At 73.0% G+C, this 22820-nt stretch carries 18 protein-coding genes; 7 read left to right on the top strand and 11 right to left on the bottom strand.

What is annotated here, in order from left to right; translation table 11 throughout:
* Positions 1–37 precede the first annotated feature (37 nt).
* Positions 38–1039, bottom strand: a complete 1002-nt coding sequence (locus tag GA0070216_RS20380) for an ArsR/SmtB family transcription factor (RefSeq protein ID WP_091248332.1) — start codon at positions 1037–1039, stop codon at positions 38–40.
* A gap of 278 nt (positions 1040–1317) precedes the next feature.
* Positions 1318–2355 (bottom strand): hypothetical protein, encoded by a 1038-nt coding sequence (locus tag GA0070216_RS20375; protein ID WP_091248328.1) that lies wholly within the window; start codon positions 2353–2355, stop codon positions 1318–1320.
* Positions 2356–2562: 207 nt separating this feature from the next.
* Here GA0070216_RS20375 and GA0070216_RS20370 point away from each other — a divergent pair, with 207 nt between their 5' ends.
* Positions 2563–3147, top strand: a complete 585-nt coding sequence (locus GA0070216_RS20370) for an NUDIX hydrolase (protein ID WP_245722613.1) — start codon at positions 2563–2565, stop codon at positions 3145–3147.
* Between the two features lie 134 nt (positions 3148–3281).
* Here GA0070216_RS20370 and GA0070216_RS20365 read toward each other — a convergent pair whose 3' ends face one another.
* On the bottom strand, positions 3282–4373 hold the full coding sequence (locus GA0070216_RS20365; RefSeq protein ID WP_091248624.1) for a mannose-1-phosphate guanylyltransferase: 1092 nt from the start codon (positions 4371–4373) through the stop codon (positions 3282–3284).
* Between the two features lie 63 nt (positions 4374–4436).
* Positions 4437–5582 carry a glycosyltransferase family 4 protein gene (locus tag GA0070216_RS20360; protein ID WP_091248325.1) on the bottom strand — a complete coding sequence of 382 codons (1146 nt, stop codon included), beginning with the start codon at positions 5580–5582 and terminating at the stop codon, positions 4437–4439.
* 151 nt (positions 5583–5733) lie between these two features.
* Here GA0070216_RS20360 and GA0070216_RS20355 point away from each other — a divergent pair, with 151 nt between their 5' ends.
* The gene (locus GA0070216_RS20355) at positions 5734–6423 is read left to right on the top strand and encodes a TIGR03089 family protein (RefSeq protein WP_091248321.1); all 690 of its coding nucleotides are present in this window, start codon (positions 5734–5736) and stop codon (positions 6421–6423) included.
* A 296-nt stretch (positions 6424–6719) separates the two neighbouring features.
* Here the strand turns inward: GA0070216_RS20355 and GA0070216_RS20350 are convergent, their stop codons facing one another.
* Complete coding sequence (locus GA0070216_RS20350) at positions 6720–8810, bottom strand: acetoacetate--CoA ligase (RefSeq protein ID WP_091248318.1); 2091 nt, start codon at positions 8808–8810, stop codon at positions 6720–6722.
* Between the two features lie 249 nt (positions 8811–9059).
* Positions 9060–9575: an acyl-CoA thioesterase gene (locus tag GA0070216_RS20345; RefSeq protein WP_091248315.1), complete on the bottom strand. Its 516-nt coding sequence runs from the start codon at positions 9573–9575 to the stop codon at positions 9060–9062.
* A gap of 23 nt (positions 9576–9598) precedes the next feature.
* Here GA0070216_RS20345 and GA0070216_RS20340 point away from each other — a divergent pair, with 23 nt between their 5' ends.
* On the top strand, positions 9599–10273 hold the full coding sequence (locus GA0070216_RS20340; RefSeq protein WP_091248312.1) for a hypothetical protein: 675 nt from the start codon (positions 9599–9601) through the stop codon (positions 10271–10273).
* Between the two features lie 97 nt (positions 10274–10370).
* Here GA0070216_RS20340 and GA0070216_RS20335 read toward each other — a convergent pair whose 3' ends face one another.
* The 4 genes from GA0070216_RS20335 to GA0070216_RS20320 all read right to left on the bottom strand — a co-directional run bounded on the left by GA0070216_RS20335 (position 10371) and on the right by GA0070216_RS20320 (position 13191).
* A complete protein-coding gene (locus tag GA0070216_RS20335; RefSeq protein WP_483819056.1) occupies positions 10371–11492 on the bottom strand; it encodes an NsdA family TPR-like regulatory protein in 1122 nt (373 codons plus the stop codon).
* A gap of 82 nt (positions 11493–11574) precedes the next feature.
* Positions 11575–12096, bottom strand: coding sequence for a UTRA domain-containing protein (locus tag GA0070216_RS20330; RefSeq protein ID WP_091248305.1), 522 nt, complete (start codon positions 12094–12096; stop codon positions 11575–11577).
* 77 nt (positions 12097–12173) lie between these two features.
* The gene (locus GA0070216_RS20325; protein WP_091248302.1) at positions 12174–12353 is read right to left on the bottom strand and encodes a DUF397 domain-containing protein; all 180 of its coding nucleotides are present in this window, start codon (positions 12351–12353) and stop codon (positions 12174–12176) included.
* A complete protein-coding gene (locus tag GA0070216_RS20320) occupies positions 12343–13191 on the bottom strand; it encodes a DUF5753 domain-containing protein (protein WP_176739059.1) in 849 nt (282 codons plus the stop codon). Before GA0070216_RS20320 ends, GA0070216_RS20325 begins: the two co-directional genes overlap by 11 nt.
* 220 nt (positions 13192–13411) lie before the next feature.
* On the opposite strand from GA0070216_RS20320, the gene GA0070216_RS36185 reads away from it, so the two are divergent.
* On the top strand, positions 13412–13543 hold the full coding sequence (locus tag GA0070216_RS36185; RefSeq protein WP_281190451.1) for a hypothetical protein: 132 nt from the start codon (positions 13412–13414) through the stop codon (positions 13541–13543).
* Positions 13540–14688, top strand: a complete 1149-nt coding sequence (locus GA0070216_RS20315) for a helix-turn-helix domain-containing protein (protein WP_245722604.1) — start codon at positions 13540–13542, stop codon at positions 14686–14688. The genes GA0070216_RS36185 and GA0070216_RS20315 overlap by 4 nt, the downstream gene beginning before the upstream one ends.
* Positions 14689–14783: 95 nt before the next feature.
* On the opposite strand, the gene GA0070216_RS20310 is transcribed toward GA0070216_RS20315, so the two are convergent.
* A complete protein-coding gene (locus tag GA0070216_RS20310; RefSeq protein ID WP_091248296.1) occupies positions 14784–15947 on the bottom strand; it encodes an acyl-CoA dehydrogenase family protein in 1164 nt (387 codons plus the stop codon).
* Positions 15948–16193: 246 nt separating this feature from the next.
* On the opposite strand from GA0070216_RS20310, the gene GA0070216_RS20305 reads away from it, so the two are divergent.
* Positions 16194–17621: a UDP-glucose dehydrogenase family protein gene (locus GA0070216_RS20305; protein WP_091248292.1), complete on the top strand. Its 1428-nt coding sequence runs from the start codon at positions 16194–16196 to the stop codon at positions 17619–17621.
* Between the two features lie 157 nt (positions 17622–17778).
* Complete coding sequence (locus GA0070216_RS20300) at positions 17779–22671, top strand: SCO7613 C-terminal domain-containing membrane protein (RefSeq protein WP_091248288.1); 4893 nt, start codon at positions 17779–17781, stop codon at positions 22669–22671.
* Positions 22672–22820 lie beyond the last annotated feature (149 nt).

The following is a 22820-nucleotide window of genomic DNA, read 5'->3' as shown; positions in this document are numbered from 1 at the left end:
CGTCAGGCGTCAGGCGTCAGGCGTCAGGCGTCAGGCGTCAGGCGTCGAGCATGGCCCGGCCGAGCGGGGTCAGGGTGTGCAGCACCGTGTTGCGGTCCCGGCGGCTGACCAGCAGCCCCGCGTTGCGCAGCACGGTGGTGTGCTGGCTGGCCGCAGCGGCCGAGATGTGCAGCCGGCGGGCCACCTCGCCGGTGGTCGCGCCGTCGTCGCTGACCTGAAGGACCGCAGCCCGGGTACGGCCCAGCAACGCCGCCAGCGCCTCCCGGCCGCCGTCGCCGGCGGGTCGCCCACCCTCACCCGGGGGCGGGTCCAACCCGCCGAGCCGGTCGGCCGGGTAGACCAGCACCGGCGGCAGCGCCGGGTCGAGCAGGGCGACCGGGGTACGCGCGCAGAAGAACGACGGCACCAGCAGCAGCCCCCGACCGTCCAGGTGCAACTCCCGACGGTTCGGATAGTCGAGGACCTGGAGGACGCCGGATTCCCAGCGCATCCCCGGTCGCAGGCTCGCCAGCAGCCCCTCCGCGCCACCGTCGAGCAGGGCCCGGGCGCGTACCGCGCGATCGGCCTCCACGGCGGCCCTGATCCGCCCCCAGTACGGGTCGATCGCCACCGACCGGTACTGCGTCATCGACTCCGTCAGGTGGCGGAGCACCTCCGGCTCGCCCCGGGCCAGCGCGGCGGCCGACGACGGCAGCAGGTTCGTCCCGGCCAGCACGTTCAGGTCCCGGCGCAGCAGCCCGGTCGGGGTGGACCGGACGGCGTCCAGCCCCGCCTCGAACCCGTCCAGGCTCTGGTACGGGGTGAGGAAGTCGGGAAAGTAGCCGCGGGGCGGGTTCAGCGCGAACAGCAGCCGGAACTGATCGGCGGCGGTCTCCCGGCGCAGCCCGGCGGCGACCCCACGTCGCCAGCCCGCCATCAGCGGGTCGCGGGTGCGCCCCTGGAGCAGGTGCAGGCTGAGGACCAGCTCCCAGACCGGGTCGGCGGCAGGGGCGACCCGGGTCCGGAGGATGTCCTCCTGGGAGAAGTGGATGGTCAGCATCGAGCGCTCCTGGGGCGGGGCAGGGGGAGGCCCGCCGACCCACTGAACTGTACCGGGCGGCACTTATCTCCACTTTTAAGCGTGGACTGAAAGACCTCGACGCCCGTACTGTCGGTTGGCATGCTCCTACTGCCCGGCACGACGCGTGGGGGTCACCCCACCGTCCCCGGGTGGCCTGGGGCCAGGGAAACGTGGCGCCCGGGAGGCACCACGAGGGTCTGCGGCCCTGGTTCCGCAGAGGTGTCACCCGGGCCCCGCCACCCGTGCGGTGGGGCGGTTCAGCCGATCCAGAGCGCCACCCGGTGGTCCTCGTCGGTGACGTAGAAGCTGCGTCCGTCCACCTCGGCCACCCCCTCGACGTTCCGGAACGGCGTCAACTCGGCCACCACCTCACCCGCGATCCGATCGTCGTCGGTCGGCTCAACCCGGAACCGGACGTGCCGCGAGGTCACCTCACCGCCGGTCGGATGGTCGTCCAGCAGCACCGAGCCCTTGCCGAGCGCGTCGATCGACCCGACCACCGCCGCGTACCCGCCGTCGTCCGTCGGGGTGACGGCCCGGAAGCCCACCAGCGCGCCCGGCGGCGTCACCCCGGTCAGCGCGTACGCCCGCCCGGCGCGTGGCCAGCCGCCGCCCGGGGTGAACATCTCCGGGACCCCGGCCAGCTCGACCAGGACCGGTTCCCCGTCCACGGTCACCGGGAAGCGGAGCCCGAGCAGCACCGTCCCGTGCGGGGTGAACGCCGCCGCCTCCACGTTCAGCGGCAGGTCGCCGTCGGCCAGCCGGCGTACCCAGGACTTGGCCCGGGCCGTGCCCCGCGACACCGTCTCGCCGATGAACCGCTGCCGGACCCGCTCGCCCGGCGGCAACGGGACGAACGCGGCCTTGACCAGGGCGTCGTTGATCGCCCGGTGCACCCGGAACCGGTTGCGGACCACCTGCACCGGCAGCGTCCCGGTGGCCGCGTCGTCCTCCCGGAACCGGGCCACGAACGCCCGGCGGGGCCGCAGCGGGCCCGCCTTGGAACCGAAGTGCGAGCCGAAGACGTACACCCAGCCGTCGTGCGCGGCCAGCGCCTCACCGTCCTCGGTACGGCCGTTCTCGACCCCCGCGTCGGCCGACACGTGATGGGCGACCCACTCGCCGTCGGTGCGCTCCAGCAGCAGGGCCAGGCATTGCTCCACCGGCCCCTCGTCGAGCACGGTCCAGAAACCACGGACGGCGTCGTGCGCCCGCAGCAGCGACCGGGACCGGACCGGCAACAGGTCGCTGGCCTCGTTGCCGGCCACCACGAACTCCAGAAGTCTCAGGCTCACCGCACCAGGGTAGGGAGCGCACGCTCGTAGAGTGTCGGGATGCCCGACGCCTCCCCCGCCGCCCCGGCCCCCTCCCCGGCCGACCCGACCGGCACCACCGCGCCGGGCGGCACCACCCAGCCGGCCAGCGGTACCACCGAACCGGGCGGGACTGCCGAGTCCACCGGCACCACCGGGGCGGGCACCGCCACCTTGCCGGGCGGCACCATCGGGACCACGCCCGGAGTGCCCGGCGACGGAAACGTGGCGCTGCACGCGGACGCGGTGGCGGTGCTGGCCGGTTGGACGCCGACCGGGCCGGCCGCCGCCGAGGCGCGGGACCGTACCCTCGCCCTGCTCGCCGACGGCCCGGTCGCCCTGACCCGCCACCACCTGCCGGGCCACCTCACCGCGAGCGCGCTGATCCTCGACGCCACCGGTGCCCGGGTGCTGCTCTGCCTGCACGGCAAGCTGCACCGCTGGGTGCAGCTCGGCGGGCACTGCGAACCGGGCGACGAGACGCTGGCCGGGGCGGCGCTGCGCGAGGCCACCGAGGAGTCCGGCATCGCCGGCCTGGTCATCGACCCCGTCCCGATCGACGTGGACATCCATCCGGTGGCCTGCCAGGGTGGTTCGCTGCACCACGACGTGCGGTTCGCGGTCTTCGCCCCGCAGGACGCGGTCGAGCAGGTCAGCGACGAGTCCGAGGCGCTCGGCTGGTTCCCGACCGACCGGCTGCCGGAGCCGCTGGCCGGCGGCACCGCCCAACTCGTCGCCCCGGCTCTGGCCGCCCACGCCCGCCGTCCCCGCTGACCTCGCGGCCGCCGACACCCTGAACCGGGCCCGCCGGCCGCACGCCCCGTCGCTTCAGGATCATGCAGGCTCCGACCCACGCCCGCCCGGCTGTGGGAGCGCCACGCCACCGGGCGGGTCACGCCGCCCGGCGGTCAGACCAGTCCGTCCTCGCCCCTGGCCTTCAGCTCGTCGACCAGCGCCTTGACGTCCTGCGCCCGGTCACGTGGGCAGACCAGCACCGCGTCGGGGGTGTCCACCACGATCAGGTCACGGACCCCGAGGGCGGCCACCAGCCGACCCGACTGCGGCACCACCACCAGGTCGTGGGCGTCGTGCAGCAGGACCCCCGGCTTGGCGTCGGTGCCCAGCACCACGTTGCCGGCCGGGTCGGCGGGCAACACCTCACCGAGGGTGTGGAAGTCGCCCACGTCGTTCCAGCCGAAGTCGCCCGGCACGGTGGCGACCCGGCCGGCGGTGGCCGCGCCCTCCATCACCGCGTAGTCGACGGAGATCTTCGGCAGCGTCGGCCAGACCGCGCCGAGGACCTCGTCCTGCTCGGGGGTGCCCCAGGCCGCCGCGATCGAGATCACCCCGGCGTGCAGGGTCGGCTGCTGACGGGCCAGCTCAGCGAGGAAGACGTCCACCCGCCAGACGAACATGCTGGCGTTCCAGAGATGCCGACCCGAGCGCAGGTACGCCTCGGCGACCGGCGCGGCCGGCTTCTCCTTGAACTCGGTCACCGGACGCAGCGGTCCGTCGCCGGTCGGCTCACCGGTCTCCAGGTAGCCGTAGCCGGTCTCGGCCCGGGTCGGGGTGATCCCCACCGTCATCAGCAGCCCCTGCTCGGCGCCACCGATCGCCGCCCGGACCGTCTCCACCCAGGTGGCGGGGTCGCGGATCAGGTGGTCGGCGGCGAAGGAGCCCATCACCGCCGCCTCGTCGCGCCGGGCGATCACCGCCGCCGCCAACGCGATCGCCGCGCAGGAGTCCCGGGGCGAGGGCTCGACCAGGATGTTCTCCTCCGGCACCCCGCCCAGTTGCCGGGCCACCGCCGCCGCGTGGGCGGCCCCGGTGACCACCAGGATGCGCTCCGGTGTGGTCAACGGCGCGAGCCGGCCCACGGTCGCCTGGAGCAGCGACGCGTCGGTGCCGGTGAGCGGATGGAGGAACTTGGGGTGCCCCGCGCGGGACAGCGGCCACAACCTCGTGCCGCTGCCACCCGCCGGGATGACGGCGTAGAGCATCAGCACATCATGCCCGAACCGCCACAGGTCGGATGCCGGGTCGGCCGTACGGCCAGCGACCACTCAGGAACGCGCCCGGCTCCACGCGGCGATGTGCACCTCGGCGCTGGACGCCCAGGTGAACTCCTTGGCCCGGTCGAAACCCGCCTTGGCCAGCGACAACCGCCGCTGCTCGTCGTCGAGCAGGGCAGCCAGGTCGGTGGCGATCTGGTCGGGGTCCTCACTGGTGTAGGCGACCGCGTCACCGCCCACCTCGGGCAGCGAGAGCCGGGGCGTGGTGAGCACCGGGGCGGCGCAGGCCATCGCCTCCAGGATCGGCAGGCCGAACCCCTCGCCGTACGACGGGTAGGCGGCGACCAGCGCGCCGCCGAGGAAGCCGGGCAGGTCGGCGTAACGCAGGTAGCCGGGACGCAGCAACCGCAGGTGCGAGGGAACCTCGGCCACCGCGCGGTCGATGTCGTCGTCGTGCCCCTGACCACCGGCGACCACCAGGGCCGGCGGGTTCTCCCGGTCGCCCACCGCCCGCGCCCAGCCCCGGATCAGATTGGGTACGTTCTTGCGCGGCTCCTTGGCCCCGAGGAAGGCGATGTAGCTGCTGCCGCCGAGCCCGAGCCGGGCCCGTACCCGGGCCTTCTCCTCCTCGCCCGGGGCGTGGAAGGCGTCCTGGTCGACCCCGTGGTAGGCCACGTCGATGCGGGTCGGGTCGGCGTCGAGCAGCCGGATCAACTCGTCGCGGGTGGCCTTGCTGGGCACGATCACCCGGCTGGCCCGGCGCAGCGACGTCTTGATCGCGCTGCGGAAGAACGTCCGCCGGGACTTGTCGTAGTGCTCCGGCTCGGTGAAGAACGTCGCGTCGTGCACGGTCACCGTGACCGGGCAGCCGGCCCGCAGCGGGCAGGTGTAGAACGGCGAGTGCAGCACCTCGGCACCGACCTGCTGGGCGAGCAGCGGCAGGCCGGTCTGCTCCCAGGCGAGCCGGGCCGGGCGGTGGGCGACGGCGGCCGGAGCGGGGATCACCTCGGCCCCGGGCAGCTTCCGGGCGTAGCGCTCCAGATCGGTGCGCAGGCTCACCACGACCAGGTCGACCGTCTCCCCGCAGACTGTACCGAGGGCTCCGAGCAGGCCATCGACGTATCTACCGACGCCGCCACGGTCGGCGGGGACACTCGTGGCGTCGATGAGCACGCGGGGCGGGCGACCGGCGGTCACGGGGCGACTCCTTGCAATGGCGGGCCTGTGGGGAACAACACTCCGGGCAAGCCTACGCCGGAGCCCGGTACGGACGCTGACTCCGACCCGACCGTACGCCGACTTGTCATCGTCATCGAATACGGGCGGCAGGGGCGTATCGTTCGCGCCGATGGCCGACAACATTGCCCGGGTGTTCGCCGCCGCGATCGCGGCCGACCCCGCCCGCCCCCTGCTGACCTGGTATGACGACGCCACCGGCGAACGCACCGAACTCTCCGGCGCGACCCTGGCGAACTGGGTGGCCAAGACCGCCAACCTGCTCGTCGACGAGTTGGGCCTGAGCCCCGGCGACCCGGCCGGGGTGCTGCTGCCGCCGCACTGGCAGACCGCTGCGGTGCTGCTCGGCTGCTGGTCGGCCGGGTTGACGGTGCGGGACGAACCGGGTGACGTGGACGTGCTCTTCGCCGCCGCCGACCGGGTGACCGAGGTGGACGCCTGGCCGGCCGGCGACCGGTACGCGCTGGCGCTCGCCCCGTTCGCCGCCCCGCTGCGCGAGGTGCCCGCCGGATTCGCCGACTACGTCGTCGAGGTACGCACCCAGGGTGACCACTTCACCCCGTCCGCCCAGGGTGGCCCCACCGACGCGGCCCTGCTGGCCCAGGCGGACGCCCGCGCGACGGCCCTCGGCATCTCCCCCGGCGACCGCCTGCTCATCGACGCGGCGACCCACCCCGACCCGCGCGACTGGCTGCTCGCCCCCCTGGTCCGCCAGGCGACGATCGTGCTGACCGGCAACGCCGACCGGTCCCGCTTCCCCGCCCGCACCACCACCGAACGCACCACCCACACCCTCCCCTGACCCCACCCCTCCCCGCCCAGCCCCGGTGATCAAGAGGTTTACGTCAACATCCGGCCAACAGACGACGTAAACCTCTTGATCACCCGCCCCCGACGCGACGGCGTTCGGTGATCAAGAGGTTTGGGGCAGCAATGGGGGACTTGGATGACGTAAAGCTCTTGATCACCGGGGCCGGGCGGGCGGGGCCGGGCGGAGCGGGGCCGGGCGGGCGGGCGGGCGGGCGGGGACAGGGCGGGGCAAGGGGGGCAAGCGGGGCAAGGGGCAGGGTGGGGCCAGGCGGGGCAGGGTGGGGTGGGTTACGGGGTGGGGCGGGTTTGGGCGAAGGCGACGAAGGCGGTCAGGGACTCGGGGTTGGCCAGGGCACCCTTGGCGGCGGCCGAGTCGACCGGGGTGCCGGTGAGGATCTTCTTGACCGGGACCTCCAGCTTCTTGGACGACAGGGTGCGCGGGACCGCCCTGACCTGGTGGATCTCGTCGGGGATGTGCCGGGGCGACAACGCGGTACGCAGCTCGCGGGCGATCTTCTTGCGGAGGGCGTCGTCGAGTTCCAGACCCTCGGCGAGCACCACGAACAGCAGCAGTTCCCCGGCCCCGCCCTCGTCGTCCTCCAGGTGCACCACCACCGAGTCGACCACCTCGTCGAGGCTCTCCACCACCGAGTAGAACTCGGCCGTGCCGAGCCGTACGCCGCCCCGGTTGAGGGTGGCGTCGGAGCGGCCCGTGATCACGCAGCCACCCCGCTCGTTGATCGTGATCCAGTCGCCGTGCCGCCACACCCCGGGATAGACGTCGAAGTACGCCTCCGTGTAGCGGCGACCGTCCGGGTCGTTCCAGAATCCCACCGGCATGCTCGGCATCGGCGCGGTGATCACCAGCTCGCCCAGTTCCCCGATGACCGGGGTGCCGTCGGTCGAGCGGGCCTCCACCTTCGCGCCGAGCGCCCGGCAGGTGATCTCACCGGCGTACACCGGTAGCAGCGGCACCCCACCGACGAAGCCGGTGCAGACGTCCGTCCCGCCGGACAGCGACTGGAGCTGAAGGTCGGTGCCGACCGTCTCGTACACCCAGGTGAAGCCCTCGGCGGGCAGCGGCGCGCCGGTGGAGCCGACCCCGCGCAGCGCGGACAGGTCGGCGAGGTCCTTGGGCACCAGGCCGGCCTTGCGGCAGGCCAGCAGGAACGGCGCGGACGTGCCGAAGTAGGTGCTGCCGGTCTCCTCGGCCAGTCGCCACAGCGCACCCAGGTCCGGGTGGCCGGGGTTGCCGTCGAACAGCACGATCGTCGTCCCCACGGCCGGCCCGGAGACCAGGAAGTTCCACATCATCCAGCCGGTGGTGGTGAACCAGAAGAACCGGTCGGCCGGGCCGAGATCGTGGTGCAGGGCCAGCATCTTGAGGTGTTCCAGCAGGATGCCGCCGTGCCCGTGCACGATCGGCTTGGGCAGGCCGGTGGTGCCGGAGGAATAGAGCACATAGAGCGGATGGTCGAACGGGACCGGGGTGAAGGTCAGCGGCTCGTCGGTCTCCGCCGCCAACTCGGCCCAGCTCAGGACGCCCTGCGGTACGCCGTCCGGCGCGGCCTCCGCGCGGTCGGCGGGGGTGCCGGGCAGCGCGGATGCCGGGGCAGTGCCGTCGGAACCGACCGGGAGGGCAGCGCGGTCAGCATCGGCCGGGGCAGAGCTGTCGGGGCCGGCCGGGTGCAGGTAGGCGATGTCGACGGTGTACGCCAGCGACGGCAGGGCGGCCCGGATCGCGGCCACCTCGGCCCGCCGGTCCACCGGCTTGTCGCCGTACCGGTAGCCGTCCACGGCCACCAGGACCTTCGGCGCGATCTGCTGCCAGCGGTCGACGACACTGCGGGTGCCGAACTCCGGGGCACAGGACGAGAAGATCGCCCCGAGACTGCTGGTCGCCAGCAGCAGCACGTACGTCTCGGGGATGTTCGGCGCGTACGCGGCCACCCGGTCCCCGGCGACGACGCCGAGCCGGCGCAGCCCGGCCGCCACCCGACGGACCTGCTCGCGCAGCTCGGCGGCGGTCAGGGTGACCGGCGGGCGGGTCTGGGAGTGGGCGACCACCACCGGGTCGTCATCGGCGCGGCCGGGCATCCGCAGCACGTTCTCGGCGTAGTTGAGCGTCGCGCCGGGGAACCACCGGGCGCCGGGCATCGCCGCATCACCCAGGGTCGCCGTCGGTGGGGTGTGCGCCACCACCTCGAAGTGGTCCCAGATCGAGCGCCAGAAGGCGTCCAGGTCGGTGACCGACCACTGCCACAGCGCGTCGTAGTCGGCGAAATCCAGCCCCCGGTGCTCCCGCAGCCACCGCAGGTAGCCCCCGATCCGGGACCGCTCGCGTACGTCCGCCGGCGGCGTCCACAGCACGTCACCCACCGCTCCACCCTCCCTGAGGCCCACACGGCACTGTGCCCGGCCATACCGCCATCTTGCCTACCTGGCAGCGTCATCATCCACACCGGGGCCCACCACGGAAACGTGCCCCGCGCACACAATCCGTTTCCCCCCACCTCCCCCGCCCCGCCCCGCCCCGCCCCGCCCCGGTGATCAAGAGGATTGGGTCAGTTTTCAGCGCGGGATTGACGTAAACCTCTTGATCACCGGGGCGAGCTGGGGAGGTGGGGGTCAGGAGGCGCGGTGGGCTTGGATGGCGCGGCGTTTGGCGAGGCGGTGGGCGCGGCGGATCTCGGCCTCCTTGTAGCGACGGTGGTCGTCGGGGGTTTCCGGGAGGACGGGGCGGACCGGGCGGGGGGCGCCGGCCACGTCCACGCCGACGAAGACGAGGTACGCGGTGGCCACCCGGACCGGCTCGTCCTCGGCCGAGTCCCAGCGCTCGGCGACCACCTTCACCCCCACCTCCATCGAGGTGTTGCCCGTCCAGTTGACCTGGGCGTGGGCGTGCACCAGGTCACCCACCCGGACGGGTTCGGAGAAGACGATCTCGTCGATCGAGGCGGTCACCGCCGTACCGCCGCTGTGCCGGGCCGCCGCCGCACCGGCCACGTCGTCGACGAACTTCATCAACACCCCACCGTGCACGGTTCCGTACAGATTGACATCGACAGCGGTCATGATGCGACTCAGCGTGACCCGGGAGTACGACGTCGGCTTGCCGGGAGGGGTGGTGGGGTGCTCGGTCATGGCAGAAACGGTACGGTGCGCCAATGCGACATCTCTGGAGCTTCCTCGCCGGGTTGGTGGTGGCACCCGTCACGTGGGTGCTGATCACCCTCGGGCAGGACGGGTCGGGCCGGACCGTGGACCGCTGGGTGGAGATCGGCACGTACAGCACGGCCAACCTGATCGAGCCGGCCGTCTACCTCGGCATCGCCGGCATTCTGCTCGGCCTGGTCGGCACGCTGCGCACCTCACCGGTCGGGCCGCTCGTCGCCGGGCTGCTGCTGATCACCCCGTACGTCGGGATGTTCATCGCCCCGTTCACCGTGCTCGACTGGATTCCGAGCGGCTGGAAGGTGCTCGGCGACCCGCTGCCGCTGCGCCAGCCGGTGCAGAACGGCACCCTGTTCCTGATCGGCGTACTGCTGCTGATGGCCGTGTTCAGCGTGCGGCGGTGGCGGCGCTGGCCGCAGCCGGTGACCGCAGCGGAATCGGCCCCGGCCGACTACGACAACCCGCCGCCGCCCAGCTATGCCACGAGCGACTGGCCGCCGGCCGGTCCGCCCGCCCGCAGCGAGCCGGACACCGTCCCGCTCACCCTCGGCTACCCCGACCTGGACACCCCCACCGAGCCGCTGCCCCGGCGGACCGGGACCGAGTCCCCGTGGTCCGCGCCGCCGCGCTACGGCGCGAAGCCGGAGAACAGCCCCGACAACCGTTGACGCCTTCGGGTGGGCCGGCCAGACCGGCCCACCCGACCGCTCGATCAGCAGAGACTCTCGCCGTCCGACGCCTCGGCGAGCCGTCCACCCCACGTGGTCAGGAGGCGACGAGATCCCGGGCGTCCTGGCAGAAGCGACGGACGGCAGGGGTACGTCGATACGGGGTCAACGCGCCGACCAGGTTGCGGACATGCTTGATGCACCTGGTAGAGGTGACCTGCCCGGTCAGGGTATGCACGGCCTGACTCCCGAGGGCCAGCGCCTTGTCCAACTCGGGCTGCTCCTGCTGCACGTAGGTGGTCGCGAGCAGCGCATGACGAAGTGCGCCCTCCCGGGTGTACTCGTTGTTCTGTAGCCGTAGTGCCGCCCGCAGATGATCGCGAGCGCGGGGCCAGTCTTCGAGCTTGACGAAGCAGTAGCCGGCCTGGGCATGGGCTTGCGCCTCGTTGATCCAGTAGGACCAGTCCGGGTCGCCGTGCTCCGCCGGGCTGTCGGCGAACTTGTCGAACGCCTTGTCGAGCGCGCGCCGGGTATCGGTCACCGACCGGTTGTTCGCGTACGCCTCAGCGGCTCGCAGGTCGAGGATCGCCCCGACCTTGGGACTGGTGGCCGGGTAGCTGGCACGTGCCGTCTCCGCGAGGGTTACCGCTTGGCGGAGTTGCCCGAGATCCTTGGCCTGGCAGGACATGAAGCCGAGGATGTTCGCGCCGAGCCCGCGATCGCCGGCCGCGTTGGCCTGGTAGAGGCCGGCGATGAAGAACCGCTGCGCCTGCGTGTGGTGGCCGTCGTCGAAGGAGAGCCAGCCAGCGAGGCGCAGCAGCTCACCGGCCGTGCCGTGGAGGCGTCGCCCGACCGTGTCGGTGTAGCTCCGCTCTCGCAGCACCCCCACCACGGTTCTCAGGTGTTGGCGGACCAGTCCCAGGGTCTGGCCACTACCGAGATGGTCGTCCATCCGGCGCAGACTGGCTGTCACCGCGTCCAGGTGGTCTACGACGTCGCCGGACAGGAGGCGGCCGGTGGTTGATGCGATGTCCTGCGGCGGCTGAGCGATCATCCACTCGTGTGCCGGTGACGTCAGGGCGGAACCGAGCAGAGTGAGGAACATCCGTCGGTGCATCATCCCCTCAGGGTCGTTCACCACGTCTGCCGCCCGCAAGGCCCCGGGTGAGGCCCGAGCGCAGGTCAGGGGCTGGAAGAGGCGAGGGCAGTCTCCGGCCAACTCTCTCCACCGACGCGGCCAACGACCACCATCAGAATTGACTTCTCCGGCTCCTCACTGCCCGTGTCAGAGGCAGCTGGGTTCAGTCGGGTGGCGACCACGGGTCGACGGGCAACTCGTAGACGAGCCGGTAGCGGTCACCGGAAAACACGATGTCGGCGGTCTCCACTGCGGTCTGTCCGGCGAAGTAGGTGCGCTCGACTTCGATCACCCACCTGACGCCACGCCGGTCGAGTTCGAGGGCGTCAGCCTCTTCGGGCATCGCCGGCCGGGTGGTGACCTCTTCCACGAATTGGTCGATGACCACGCCAATGAAGTCCATTCGGGCGACCACGCCGATGACCGGACCTTGCTCGGGGTACTCGACCTGCGTGCCGCCCGTGATGGCCAGCGGCTCGTACGAGTGGGCAAGCTGTATCGGGGCTCCGTCGGCCAGGTAGCGGTACCCGGTGTGCATGACGACGTCGCCGGGCCGGATGCCGAGCCGTTCGGCGATGCGGGGCGTTGCGGGAGTCTTCTCGCTGTCAGACTCCCAGCTCGGTTGCTGGCCTGCGGCCTCACTGTCCCGGGTGAACGGTGACGTGCTGCCGATGCGCCTGCGCATGTCCCGAGAGTGGGCGCGACGCACGAGCGGCGTCCGGTTGCCGACGTGGTTGCCGGGGCCAGGTCGCCCCTCGAAAGTCAGTGCGACGCCTTGAAGCCGCTGATGAACGCATCCCAGACGGCAGGCTCGAAGCTCAGCGTGCCGGCATCGGGGGCCTTGGAGTCGCGGACGTCGACCTGCGCGCCCCGGTCCCGCACCTCGACGCACTGGCCGTTGTTGCCGGACCTGCTCGACGTGCGCCAGGCGTTACGTTCCATGCTCGCTCAACTCCCTGATGAACCTGATCGACTCGGCGGGCGACCACGCCAGCGTCTTCAGATTGTCGTACGCCGCCGACAGTCGCGCCAGGTCGCGGCTCGACTCCAGGAACAGTTCACCGGCAAGGGTTTCGATGTAGCCCAACGGCGGGTCGTCCGGCTCGAAGGCGAGCAGGGCGAAGCCACTGCTGATGGCCAGATGAGCGCCGGCCTCGAAGCGCAGCACCTGGATCGTGACGTTCGGCAGCCGACTCAAGGTGACCAGGTGGTGGAGTTGCTCGCGGAGCACGCCCGGTCCGCCGACCTCGGTGCGCACCGAAGCCTCGGAGAGGATCGCGTGCATCCGCAGCGGTGTCGGCCTGCGATGCAGAACCTCTTGCCGGGTCATCCGGGCGGCGACCCGCTGCTTGATCCCCTCCGGGTCGGTCTCCCGGCCGATGACGTTGACCTCGCGGGCGTACGCCTCGGTCTGCAGGAGACCGGGCACCAGCATCGGCTCGAAGTTCTTGAGTTCGATGGCCTCGGTCTCGTACGCGATGTAGGTGGCGTACTTGCCGCCGAGACGCTGCCACCAGCCCTCCTCACGCAGGCCACGGGCCTGCTCCAACAGGGAGGTGCCGGCTTCACCGTCAATCTTTACGCCATACGCGACCAGTAGCTCCATGACGTCGCCGGCACGGAGCTTGATCTCGCCGGACTCGATCCGGCTGATCCGGGACGACGAGCAGCAGACGATCTCCGCCGCGCGATCACCGGTCAGCCCCTTCGCCTCGCGGAGCTTACGAAGCTCCCGGCCGAGTCTGCGGGACCGTGGTGTTGCCGGAGTGAATCGAGGCATGCACACATCGTGCACCCCCATCATCACGTTGTCACGCCGAACCTGAGGCCAATCAACGTGAATGCGCGAGCGGCCTTGCGTTGCATCACTTGATGCGCAACTCTAGCCGCATGCCGGACACGTTCCGCAACGCCCTCCGCCACTTGCGTGACGGAAGTGCGGCAACGTACCGCCCTGGGCAGGCCAGAAAGTGAGGACGTCTGTGGTTTCGGGAGTCGTGATGCTGGTGTTCGGTGGCCTGGTGCCGGGCTTTCTGGTCGGGCTGCTCGCGTTCCGGGTCAAGTCGAGGTGGTGTCCGCGCTGCGGGGAGTCCACCACCGCCGTCCACCCGCCAATAGGGCGGGACCGGTGACCCGCCCGGTCCTGTCCGATGCCGACGAGTTGCCGATCGGCCGGCGGGTGGCCCGTTGGCGGGTACGCCGCCGGATGACCCAGCAGATGCTCGCCGACCGGCTCGGCAAGTCGAAGAGCTGGGTCGACAAGGTCGAACGCGGCGTACGCAGCCTGGACCGCTACTCGACCGTCCAGGAGATCGCCGAGGTGCTGCGCCTCGACCCGGCCGTCCTGCTCGACCCCCGCAGACCGCTACCGACGGCGACCGCCGGCCTCGACGGGGTCGACGCGGTCCGTGCCGCCCTGGCCCGCTACCACCAGCGGCCCGCCCGGACGGTGTCGCCCGACGAGGTGGGTCGGCACGTCGCGCACGCCTGGCTCAGCTACCAGCACGCCCACTACACGCAACTTCTCCGGGCCCTGCCCACCCTGCTCGACGCCGCCCACGCCACGCCGGGGCCGCTGGTGTCCGCGTACCGGATCACCGCCTCGGTGCTGGTCAAGCTCGGCGAGGCCGATCTCGGCTGGCTCGCCGCCGATCGGGCCGTCGCCGCCGCCGTGGGCGACCCCGTCCGCACCGGCACCGCCACCATCGCGGTCGCCCAGGCGCTGCGCGCGCTCGGCCGAGACCGGCTCGCCCTGACGGCCGCCGTCGCCGCCATCGGCACCGCCGCCGACGATGCGGTACGGGGAACGCTGTTCCTCCAGGCCGCGCTGGCCGCCGCCGGCTGCGGTGACGGCCGCCGCGCCGACCACCTGATCGATCATGCCGCCGCCCTGGCCGATCGCTTTCCCGGCGACGACGACCCTCAGCACACCGCGTTCGGCCCCACCGCCGTGCTGCTGGCCCGCTTTCTCGCCGCCCTGCGCCTCGGCGACACCGCCCAGGCCGTCTACCGCCACGAAAAGGCCGTCCGCCGGGACGACTGGCGTCGGCTCCCCGTCGAGCATCGGGCCGCGCACCTCGTCGACGCGGCCCGCGCCTACCTCGACGCCGGCGACCTCACCGCCGCCGGGCTCACGCTGGTCGAGGCCGACACCATCGCGCCCGCCGAGGTCCGCTACCGCCCTGCCGCGCGTACCCTCGTCGCCGAGATCGCCCGCAACGGCCCGCCGGCCGCCGGCGTGGCCCGCCTCGCCACCCTCGTCGGCCTCACCCGCTGACCCGCCAGCACCCTCCTGCCGCCGAGGTGGACGACTGACACAGACTGTCAGGTGCGAAGCAGGCGTCCGGGACGGAAGAGCTACGAGACAGGCGGTCAGTCCTTGAGGAGTTGGCGGGCCATGACGATGCGTTGGACCTGGTTGGTGCCTTCGTAGATCTGGGTGATCTTGGCGTCGCGCATCATCCGCTCGACCGGGTAGTCGCGGGTGTAGCCGTACCCGCCGAGCAACTGCACCGCGTCCGTGGTGATCTCCATCGCCGCATCCGAGGCGAAGCACTTCGCCGCCGCACCGAAGTACGTCAGGTCCGCGTCACCCCGCTCCGACTTCCCGGCCGCCGCATAGGTCAACTGCCGGGCGGCCTCCAGTTTCATGCCCATGTCGGCGAGCATGAACTGCACACCCTGGAACTCCGCGACCGCCTTGCCGAACTGCTTACGCTCCCGCACGTACCCCTTGGCGTAGTCCAGAGCCCCCTGGGCGATCCCGACGGCCTGGGCGGCGATGGTGACCCTGGTGTGGTCCAGGGTCCGCATCGCGGTGCCGAACCCGGTGCCCTGCTCGCCGATGATGCGGTCCGCGGGGATGCGTACGTTGTCGAGGTAGACCTCCCGGGTCGGCGAACCCTTGATGCCCAACTTCTTCTCCGGCGCGCCGAAGCTGACCCCCGGATCGGACTTCTCCACCACGAACGCCGAGATGCCCCGCGACCGGGCCGCCGGATCGGTCACCGCGAACACCGTGTAGAACTCCGACACCCCCGCGTTGGTGATCCACCGCTTCACCCCGTTGAGCACCCAGTGATCACCGTCACGCACCGCGCGCGTCGTCATCGACGCCGCATCACTACCCGCCTCCGGCTCCGAGAGACAGTACGAGAACATCCCCTCGCCGGCGGCGACCGGGGTCAGGTAGCGCTGCTTGAGTTCCTCGGAGCCGGCCAGGATCAGCGGCATGGTGCCGAGCTTGTTGCCGGCCGGGATCAGGGCGGACGAGGCGCAGGCGCGGGCCACCTCCTCGATCACGATCGCGGTGGCCAGGGCGTCCGCGCCCGCACCGCCGTACTCGACGGGGATGTGCGGGGCGTGGAAATCGGCGGCCCGCAGCGCGTCGTACGACGTCTGGGGGAACTCGCCGGTCTCGTCGGCCTCGGCCGCGTGCGGGGCCACCTTGGCGGCACAGACATCGCGGACCGCCTCGCGGATCGCGTCGTGCTCCTCGGGCAACCGGTAGACGTCGAACGTCTGCTCTGCGGCCATGTCGACCCTCCCATTTCACGGCTATCATGCGCAGTCTGTGACGTCCCTCAGGCCGCCGACTGCTGCAGTTGAAGAATAGCCATCGCGACCCCCGTCATGTTACCGACAGGTAGGATCACGCCGCGCGGCCCCCGAGAGCGCACAACTACGCTGACATGACGACAGGTTTTCCATCGGTGCCCGGCCAGGCGCCGCAGCCGATTGCGACGCAGTGAAGCGCCGCCAGCGCGAGCGGAGAAGACAGGCGTGACGATCCCGTACCCGAACATCCAGCCGGCGCCGACCATCTCCCCGGTGACGCCCCCCTCGGGTGCGCCGCGTCCGCGGGTGACCTTCCTCGGCACCGGCTACCTCGGCGCGACGTACGCCATCTGCTACGCCGAGTTGGGCTACGAGGTCCTCGGCTTCGACGTCGACGTCGACAAGATCGCCAAGCTGAACGCGGGCGAGGTGCCGATCCACGAACCGGGCCTCGACGAGCTGCTGCGGCGTAACCTGGCCGCCGGCCGGCTGCGGTTCTCGACCGACATCGCCGAGACCGCCGACTTCGGCGACGTGCACTTCATCTGCGTCGGCACCCCGCAGCGCGCCGACGGCATGGGCGCCGACCTGTCGTACGTCGAGGCCTCGGTGACCGCCCTGGCCCAGCAGCTCACCCGCAAGGCGCTGATCGTCGGCAAGTCCACCGTGCCGGTCGGCACCGCCGAGTGGGTGGAGCAGCTCGTCGGCAAGCACACCCCCACCGACCTGGCCGTCGAGGTGGCCTGGAGCCCCGAGTTCCTCCAGGAGGGCTTCGCCGTCGACGACGTGCTGCGCCCCAACCGGATCGTGGTCGGCGTCAAGAGCGAGTGGGCCAACGCCATGCTCTACGCCGCCCACAAGGGCGTCTTCGACCTGGCCGCCACCGAGGACCGGGAGGTCCCACTGGTGGTCACCGACTTCGCCACCGCCGAGCTGGTCAAGGTCGCCGCGAACGCCTTCCTGGCCACCAAGATCTCCTTCATCAACGCGATGGCCGAGGTCTGCGAGGCCAGCGGCGGCGACGTCACCCAACTCGCCCGCGCCATCGGCTACGACCCTCGGATCGGCAACCGGTTCCTCCAGGCCGGCCTCGGCTTCGGCGGCGCCTGCCTGCCCAAGGACATCCGCGCCTTCCAGGCCCGCGCCCAGGAGCTGGGCGCCGGCGAGGCGCTGCGCTTCCTGCACGAGGTGGACCTGATCAACCTGCGTCGCCGGACCCGGGTCCTCCAGCTCGCCGCCGACCTGCTCGGCCGCCGCACCGGCCCGGCCGGCCCGGACTTCTCCGGCACCCGGATCGCGGTGCTCGGCGCGACCTTCAAACCCAACACCGACGACGTCCGCGACGCCCCGGCGCTCGCGGTCGCCGCACTGCTCGCCAAGGCCGGCGCCGACGTGCACGTGTACGACCCGCAGGGCGCCGCGAACGCCCGCCGGATCGCCCCGGAGCTGATCTTCGAGGACAGCATGAACGACGCGGTCTCCGGCGCCGACCTGGTCTGCGTACTCACCGAGTGGGCCGACTTCCGCAACGCCGACCCGGTCGCCCTCGGCGAACTGGCCGCCGGGCGCAAGGTCGTCGACGGCCGTAACTGCCTCGACGCGGCACTGTGGACCCAGGCCGGCTGGGAATACCGGGGCATGGGACGCCCCTGACAATGCCCGGAACGCGCCGGTGCGGGAGGTGACACTCCCCGCACCGGCGCGTTTTTTGTACCCCTAACGGAGCGGCAGGTGTCGAAATCCACGCCCGCTCAGGGCATGCTGCGTGGGGACGGCGTCCACAGTGCGGCCGGCCGGGTGGAGGGATGTCGTGGAGAGCTTCCAGTGCTCCTCGTGCGGGCGGCAGATCAAGCCGGCGGCCCGCTGCCCCAACTGCGGGGCCGAGCAACCGCAGTGGCGCGAGCACCTGGCCGAGATCGAACGCTCCATCGCGGAGATGAAGGCACGCGACGCCGAGATCGCCCGGGAGCAACGGCAGATCGCCGCCAAGATGCAGGCCGCCCTCTTCCAGCGCGACATCCTCGCCCACGCCGGTGAGGAACGCGTCAAGCAGGCCACCCGGCCGCGTCGGGTGCTGCGCCGCAAGGCGGGCCGCCGACCGCCGACCGCCACCACCGGAGCGCCGCCCCGGGTGCCCCGGCAGGGCACCCCGGCCGGCCCGGACGAACCACCGCTCCCACCGCCGTACCGGACCGCCACCTGGCTGGGCGCGGACAACCCGGAGCATCCGGCGGAGGCGTCCTCCCGGGAGGTGCAGAACATCCCCCTCGGGCTGGGCGCCCTGGTGCTGGCGGTGGCCGCGGTGGTCTTCGCCGCCGTCGCGACCAGTTCGATGGACGCCCTGGCCCGGCTCGGCATCCTGCTGGTCGCCACCGTGCTGCTGCTGCTCGCCCCGCCGGTGCTGGCCAAGCGGGGGCTGACCTCCACCGCCGAGACGATCGCCACGGTCGGCCTGCTGCTGGTGCCGCTGGCCGGGTACGCCCTGTGGGCGGTGGACCGGATCGGCGCCTCCGGGGCGATCTTCTCCGGTGCGATCTTCGCGCTGACCACCGGGGTCGCCCTCGCCTACGCCGCCGGCACCGGCCTACGGGCCCCCCGGTTCGCGGCGGTGCTGGCCGCCCAACCCGTGGTGCCGTTGCTCGCCTACGGGTGGATCAGCGGCCCGACCGGCTGGGCCGTGGTGCTCACCGTGGTGGCCGTGCTCGACCTCGGACTGGTCCGCTCCGGCATCATGCGGGAACGACCGGCCCGACCGGAGCCCACGACCGCCACCCCCACCGCGCCGCCCCGGCAGCGGGTCACCCCGGACGGTCGGCCGGAGGGCGCGCCCGAGGAGTCGGCCGAGGTGCTCGACGGCGCGGCGGCCACCCCGACCGGTGCGGCCCGACCGGTGCCGGGGCTGCCCGAGCTGACCTGGCTGCTGCACGGGGTGGCGGTGGCGCTCGCCCTGGCGTACGCGGTCACCGCGCTGCTGCGGGTGCAGACCGTGCCGGCGGCCACCGGGGCGGGTGCGGCGCTGCTGCTGGCCGCGGTGGTGGCCCTGGCCGGCACCCTGCTGCTGCGCCGCCCGCCACTGCCGGACGTCGGGGCCGGCATCCTCACCCTGGCCGTGATCGGCGCGCTCGGGCGGATCGCCGCGGTGGCCTTCCCGGACCGGGCGTTGCTGTTGATAGCCGTGGTCATCATGCTGACCGGGCTGGCCGTGCGGGCCGTACCGGAGGCGGCCCGGCGTGGGCCGCAGCTCGCCTCCGCCGCGGCGCTGACCGTCAGCGGCCTGGTGGTGGCCGGCGGCGCCCTGCGGGCCGGGCTGGCACCGGTCCAGGCGGCGCTGCCGGCCTGGCGGGCCGACCTGACCGCGTTCCCTGGCGAGGTGGCGGCGACGGCCGGTCCGTCCGCCGGGCAGCTCGCCGCCAGCGCCCTGCTGCTCACCGTCGCGGCGGTGCTGGCCCTGCCGCCGGAGATCCGCCGCGAGTTCGCGGTGGTCGGCGCGGGGCTGACCGCGCTGGCCGTACCCGCCTCACTGGGCCTGGGGTGGGTGGCGGCGCCCTGGCCGATGGTGCTGGCGGCGGTCGCGATCGGCGTTGCCGGGATCTCCGCCGGCACGACCCGGGCGGCCGTGGTGCACGCCGGCACCGCCACCGTGGTCGGGTTCATCGGGGCCGGCGCCGCGCTGAGCCGGCCGTCGGTGACCGCCGCCGCCCTGGCCGTGCTGATGCTGGCGGGCGTGCTGGTGGCGCTCGCACCCCGGGTGCGGATCGCCCCGGCCGCCGCCGACGTCCTCTCCGGGTGGGCGGCCGGTGGGGCGGCGTTGGCGCTGCCCGGCGCGGTCGCCGCGTTCGTCGCGGCCACCGAGCCGTCCGGTCCGGTGCTCACCCCGGCGGTGCTCCGGGAGTTGACGGTGCCGATCCTGGCGGCGAGCTTCCTGGCCGTCTGCGTCACCCTCGGCTATGCGGCGATGATGCAGGTGTCGCAGCGGCACCTGAGCCTGCCGCACGCCGTCGGCACCGGGCTGGGCGCGTTGGCGGTGATCGGGGCGGCCTTCTTCGCCCCGGGCCGGACGGCCGCCGACGCCTGGCTCGGCGGGCTGATGCTGATCGCCACCCTGCTGCTGCTCTTCGCCGGCCGGATCGACGCGGGTCGGCGTTCCGACCTGGCGCTGGACGGCGCCGACCTGGCCGCCGCCGCCGTCACCGCGGCGCTGATCGCCACCCTGGCCCGGATCACGGCGGTGATCTCCCCCGGCGGGCAGCTCGCGGTCGCCGCCGTACTGGTGCTGGTGGTCGCCGTCGCCGCCCGGGCGATGCCCGAGGAGTGGCGTCGCGGGCCGGTGCTCGGCATCGCCGTCGGCGCCGCCCTGATCGGGGTGCTTGCCGGCTGGTCGGCGCTGCGCGGCGGGGTGGGTGTGCTGGCCACCCCGGGCCCGATCTGGGCCGGCGACCTCACCGGCTGGCCGGCCGCGCCGACCGGCGGCCAGACCTGGCAGGCCCCGGTCGCACTGGCGCTGCTCGCACTGGCCGCCGCGATCCTGCTCCCCGCCCCCTGGAAGTACGACGTGGCGGGCGTCGGCGCGGTGCTGGCCACCGTCGGCGTCCCGGCCGCCTTCGACCTGCCCTGGTGGTCGCCCGTCCTGGTGGGGCTGACCGTCGCCACCGTGTTCGCGATGGCCGCGGTGGCCTCCGCCGACCCGCGCGCCGGGCTGTCCCGGGCCACCGTCGCCGGGGTGGTCGCGCTGCACGCCGCCGGGGCCGGACTGGTGCGCCCGTGGACCACCGCGCTCGCCCTGGGCGGCATCGCGCTGATCGGGCTGGCCGTCGCGGCGGTGGCCCGGTCCGTCGCCCCCTCCCTGGTGGACGACGTCGAGACCGAGGGGATGCCGCCGCACCTGGTGCAGATCGGGGGCGCGGCGACGGCCGCCGCGCTGCTCGCGCTCCCCGGTGCGGTGGCCGCCCTCGCCGCCGAGTTCGGCCACGGGGCGCAGGTGGTGCTGACCGCCGCGTTGGCCGCGTCCAGCTTCGGACTCGCCGCCGTGGCCGCCGTCCGTCGCCAGGTCCCGCAGTATCTGCCGTACGCGAGCGCGGCGATCGCCGGTGGGGCGACCATCAGCGCGCTGGCCGCCATCTTCGTCGACCTGCCGTCCGGGGTGTTCGCCGCCGCGGCGGCGCTGCTCGGGGTGCTCGCCGAACTGGTCCGGGCCGCGACCGTGCCACCGGTCGGGTCCGCCCAGCCGACGCGCCGCTGGACGGTCCTGCTGGACGGGGCGCTGCGCCGGCTGCCGGACGACGGTACGCAGCGACGGTGGCGGATCAGCCCCGCCGCCGGGGCGTTGGCCGCGGCGGCCGTACCCACCGTGCTGGCCCTGATCTCCCTCGCGCCGCTGCTCTTCGTGGCGCTGGTCGAGCCGCACCGGATGCTCGCCCACATCTGGCAGGGGCCACCGCCGCAGCTGCGTACCCCGCCGCCGGAGCTGGTCGACCCGACGCACGTGCTCACCGCGCTGCTGCTCACCGGCACCGCCGCGCTGGCCGCCACCGGCCTGTCCGGTGGGCGTCGGTCCCGGGCGGTGCCGGTGGTGCTGCCCGGCCTGGCGGTGACGCTGCTGATCACGCCGATCGCCCTGGGCATGGCCTGGCCGCAGAACGCGTTGGCCGCCCTCGCCGTGTTCACCATCTCGATGCTGGGGCTCGCGTTGACCCCGCCGCCCCCGCTGGCCGAGCGGGCCCGGTCGCTGCGACTGGCCCGGGTGCTGGTCTTCCTCATCGGGCTGGCCGGCGGCGGCGCGGGGCTGGCCGGCAGCCTGGCCGATCAGGGCCTGACCCTGTTCACCCTGGGCGGCGCGGTCGGCGTCGGCGCGGTCGCCGCGTTCTTCGGCACCACCGGGCAGGCCCGCATCCTCGGCTGGCTGTTCGCCTCGCTGATGGCGCAGCTCTTCGTGCTCACCGCCGGTCTGGTGGCCGGGTTGGCCGCCGTCTGGTCGGCGTTCGGGGTGCTCGCCGTGGGCGCGGCGTTGCAGGTCTTCGCCGCGACGCTGCCCCGGCTGCGTCGACCCGAGGCGCAACGGGAGGCCGCCACGGTCGAGTGGAGCGGGTACGCCGCCGCGCTCATCGCCCTGGCCCTGGCGTTCGACTCCCCCCGGCACATCGCCGCCCTGCTCGCCGCCTGGGGAGCGGTGCTGGGATTGGCCGCCGTCCGGCCGGGGCGGCGACCGGTGGAGCGGCGGATCCTCTTCTGGGCGGTGGTCGCCTGCGAGATCGTCGCCTGGTGGATCCTGATGCGGGTCGCCGACGTGGCGCTGCCCGAGGCGTACACGCTGCCGTTCGCGGCGCTCGCCCTGCTGGTCGGCATGCTGGAGCTACGCCACCGCCCGGATCTGTCCAGCTGGGTGGCGTACGGCCCGGCGCTGGTCGCGGCGTTCGTGCCGACGCTGGCGATCGTGCTGGCCACCGACTCCAGCATGCTGCGTCAGGTGCTCCTGCTGCTCGGTGCGGTGGCGGTGCTCGTCTTCGGCTCGACCAGCCGGCAGCAGGCCCCGGTGATCGTCGGCGCGGCGGTGACCGCGATCGCGGCGGTGCACGCCTTGTTCAGCCTCGGCCCCTGGCTGGTGCTCATCCCGGTCGGCCTGGTGCTGCTGGTGCTCGGGGCGAGCAACGAGCGTCGCCGCCGCGCCCAGGACCGGCTGCAGACGGCCCTGCGCGCCATGAGATGAAGCGGAGGGTCACGGCGGGGTCGGACGGTGGCTGGGCTGAGTGGGCCCGGTGGTCGCGGGCGTCAGGGGTTGGCCCGGTGGCCGCGGGCGTCAGGGGTGGGCCCGGTGGCCGCGACGTCAGGGGTGGGCCCGGCGTGCCCCGGTAGCGC

Source organism: Micromonospora matsumotoense (genome assembly GCF_900091525.1).
GTDB classification, from domain to species: Bacteria; Actinomycetota; Actinomycetes; order Mycobacteriales; family Micromonosporaceae; genus Micromonospora; species Micromonospora matsumotoensis.
Note: the sequence above shows the minus strand (reverse complement) of the source record. Positions and strands in the feature narration are given on the sequence as shown.

Bases quoted from the DNA above. Each gene is read 5' to 3' on its own strand.
- GA0070216_RS20380 (WP_091248332.1), bottom strand. From the start codon at position 1,039: ATGCTGACCATCCACTTCTCCCAGGAGGACATCCTCCGGACCCGGGTC.
- GA0070216_RS20365 (WP_091248624.1), bottom strand. From the start codon at position 4,373: ATGCTCTACGCCGTCATCCCGGCGGGTGGCAGCGGCACGAGGTTGTGG.
- GA0070216_RS20355 (WP_091248321.1), top strand. From the start codon at position 5,734: ATGGCCGACAACATTGCCCGGGTGTTCGCCGCCGCGATCGCGGCCGAC.
- GA0070216_RS20345 (WP_091248315.1), bottom strand. From the start codon at position 9,575: ATGACCGAGCACCCCACCACCCCTCCCGGCAAGCCGACGTCGTACTCC.
- GA0070216_RS20340 (WP_091248312.1), top strand. From the start codon at position 9,599: ATGCGACATCTCTGGAGCTTCCTCGCCGGGTTGGTGGTGGCACCCGTC.
- GA0070216_RS20330 (WP_091248305.1), bottom strand. From the start codon at position 12,096: ATGCGCAGGCGCATCGGCAGCACGTCACCGTTCACCCGGGACAGTGAG.
- GA0070216_RS20325 (WP_091248302.1), bottom strand. From the start codon at position 12,353: ATGGAACGTAACGCCTGGCGCACGTCGAGCAGGTCCGGCAACAACGGC.
- GA0070216_RS20320 (WP_176739059.1), bottom strand. From the start codon at position 13,191: ATGCCTCGATTCACTCCGGCAACACCACGGTCCCGCAGACTCGGCCGG.
- GA0070216_RS36185 (WP_281190451.1), top strand. From the start codon at position 13,412: ATGCTGGTGTTCGGTGGCCTGGTGCCGGGCTTTCTGGTCGGGCTGCTC.
- GA0070216_RS20310 (WP_091248296.1), bottom strand. From the start codon at position 15,947: ATGGCCGCAGAGCAGACGTTCGACGTCTACCGGTTGCCCGAGGAGCAC.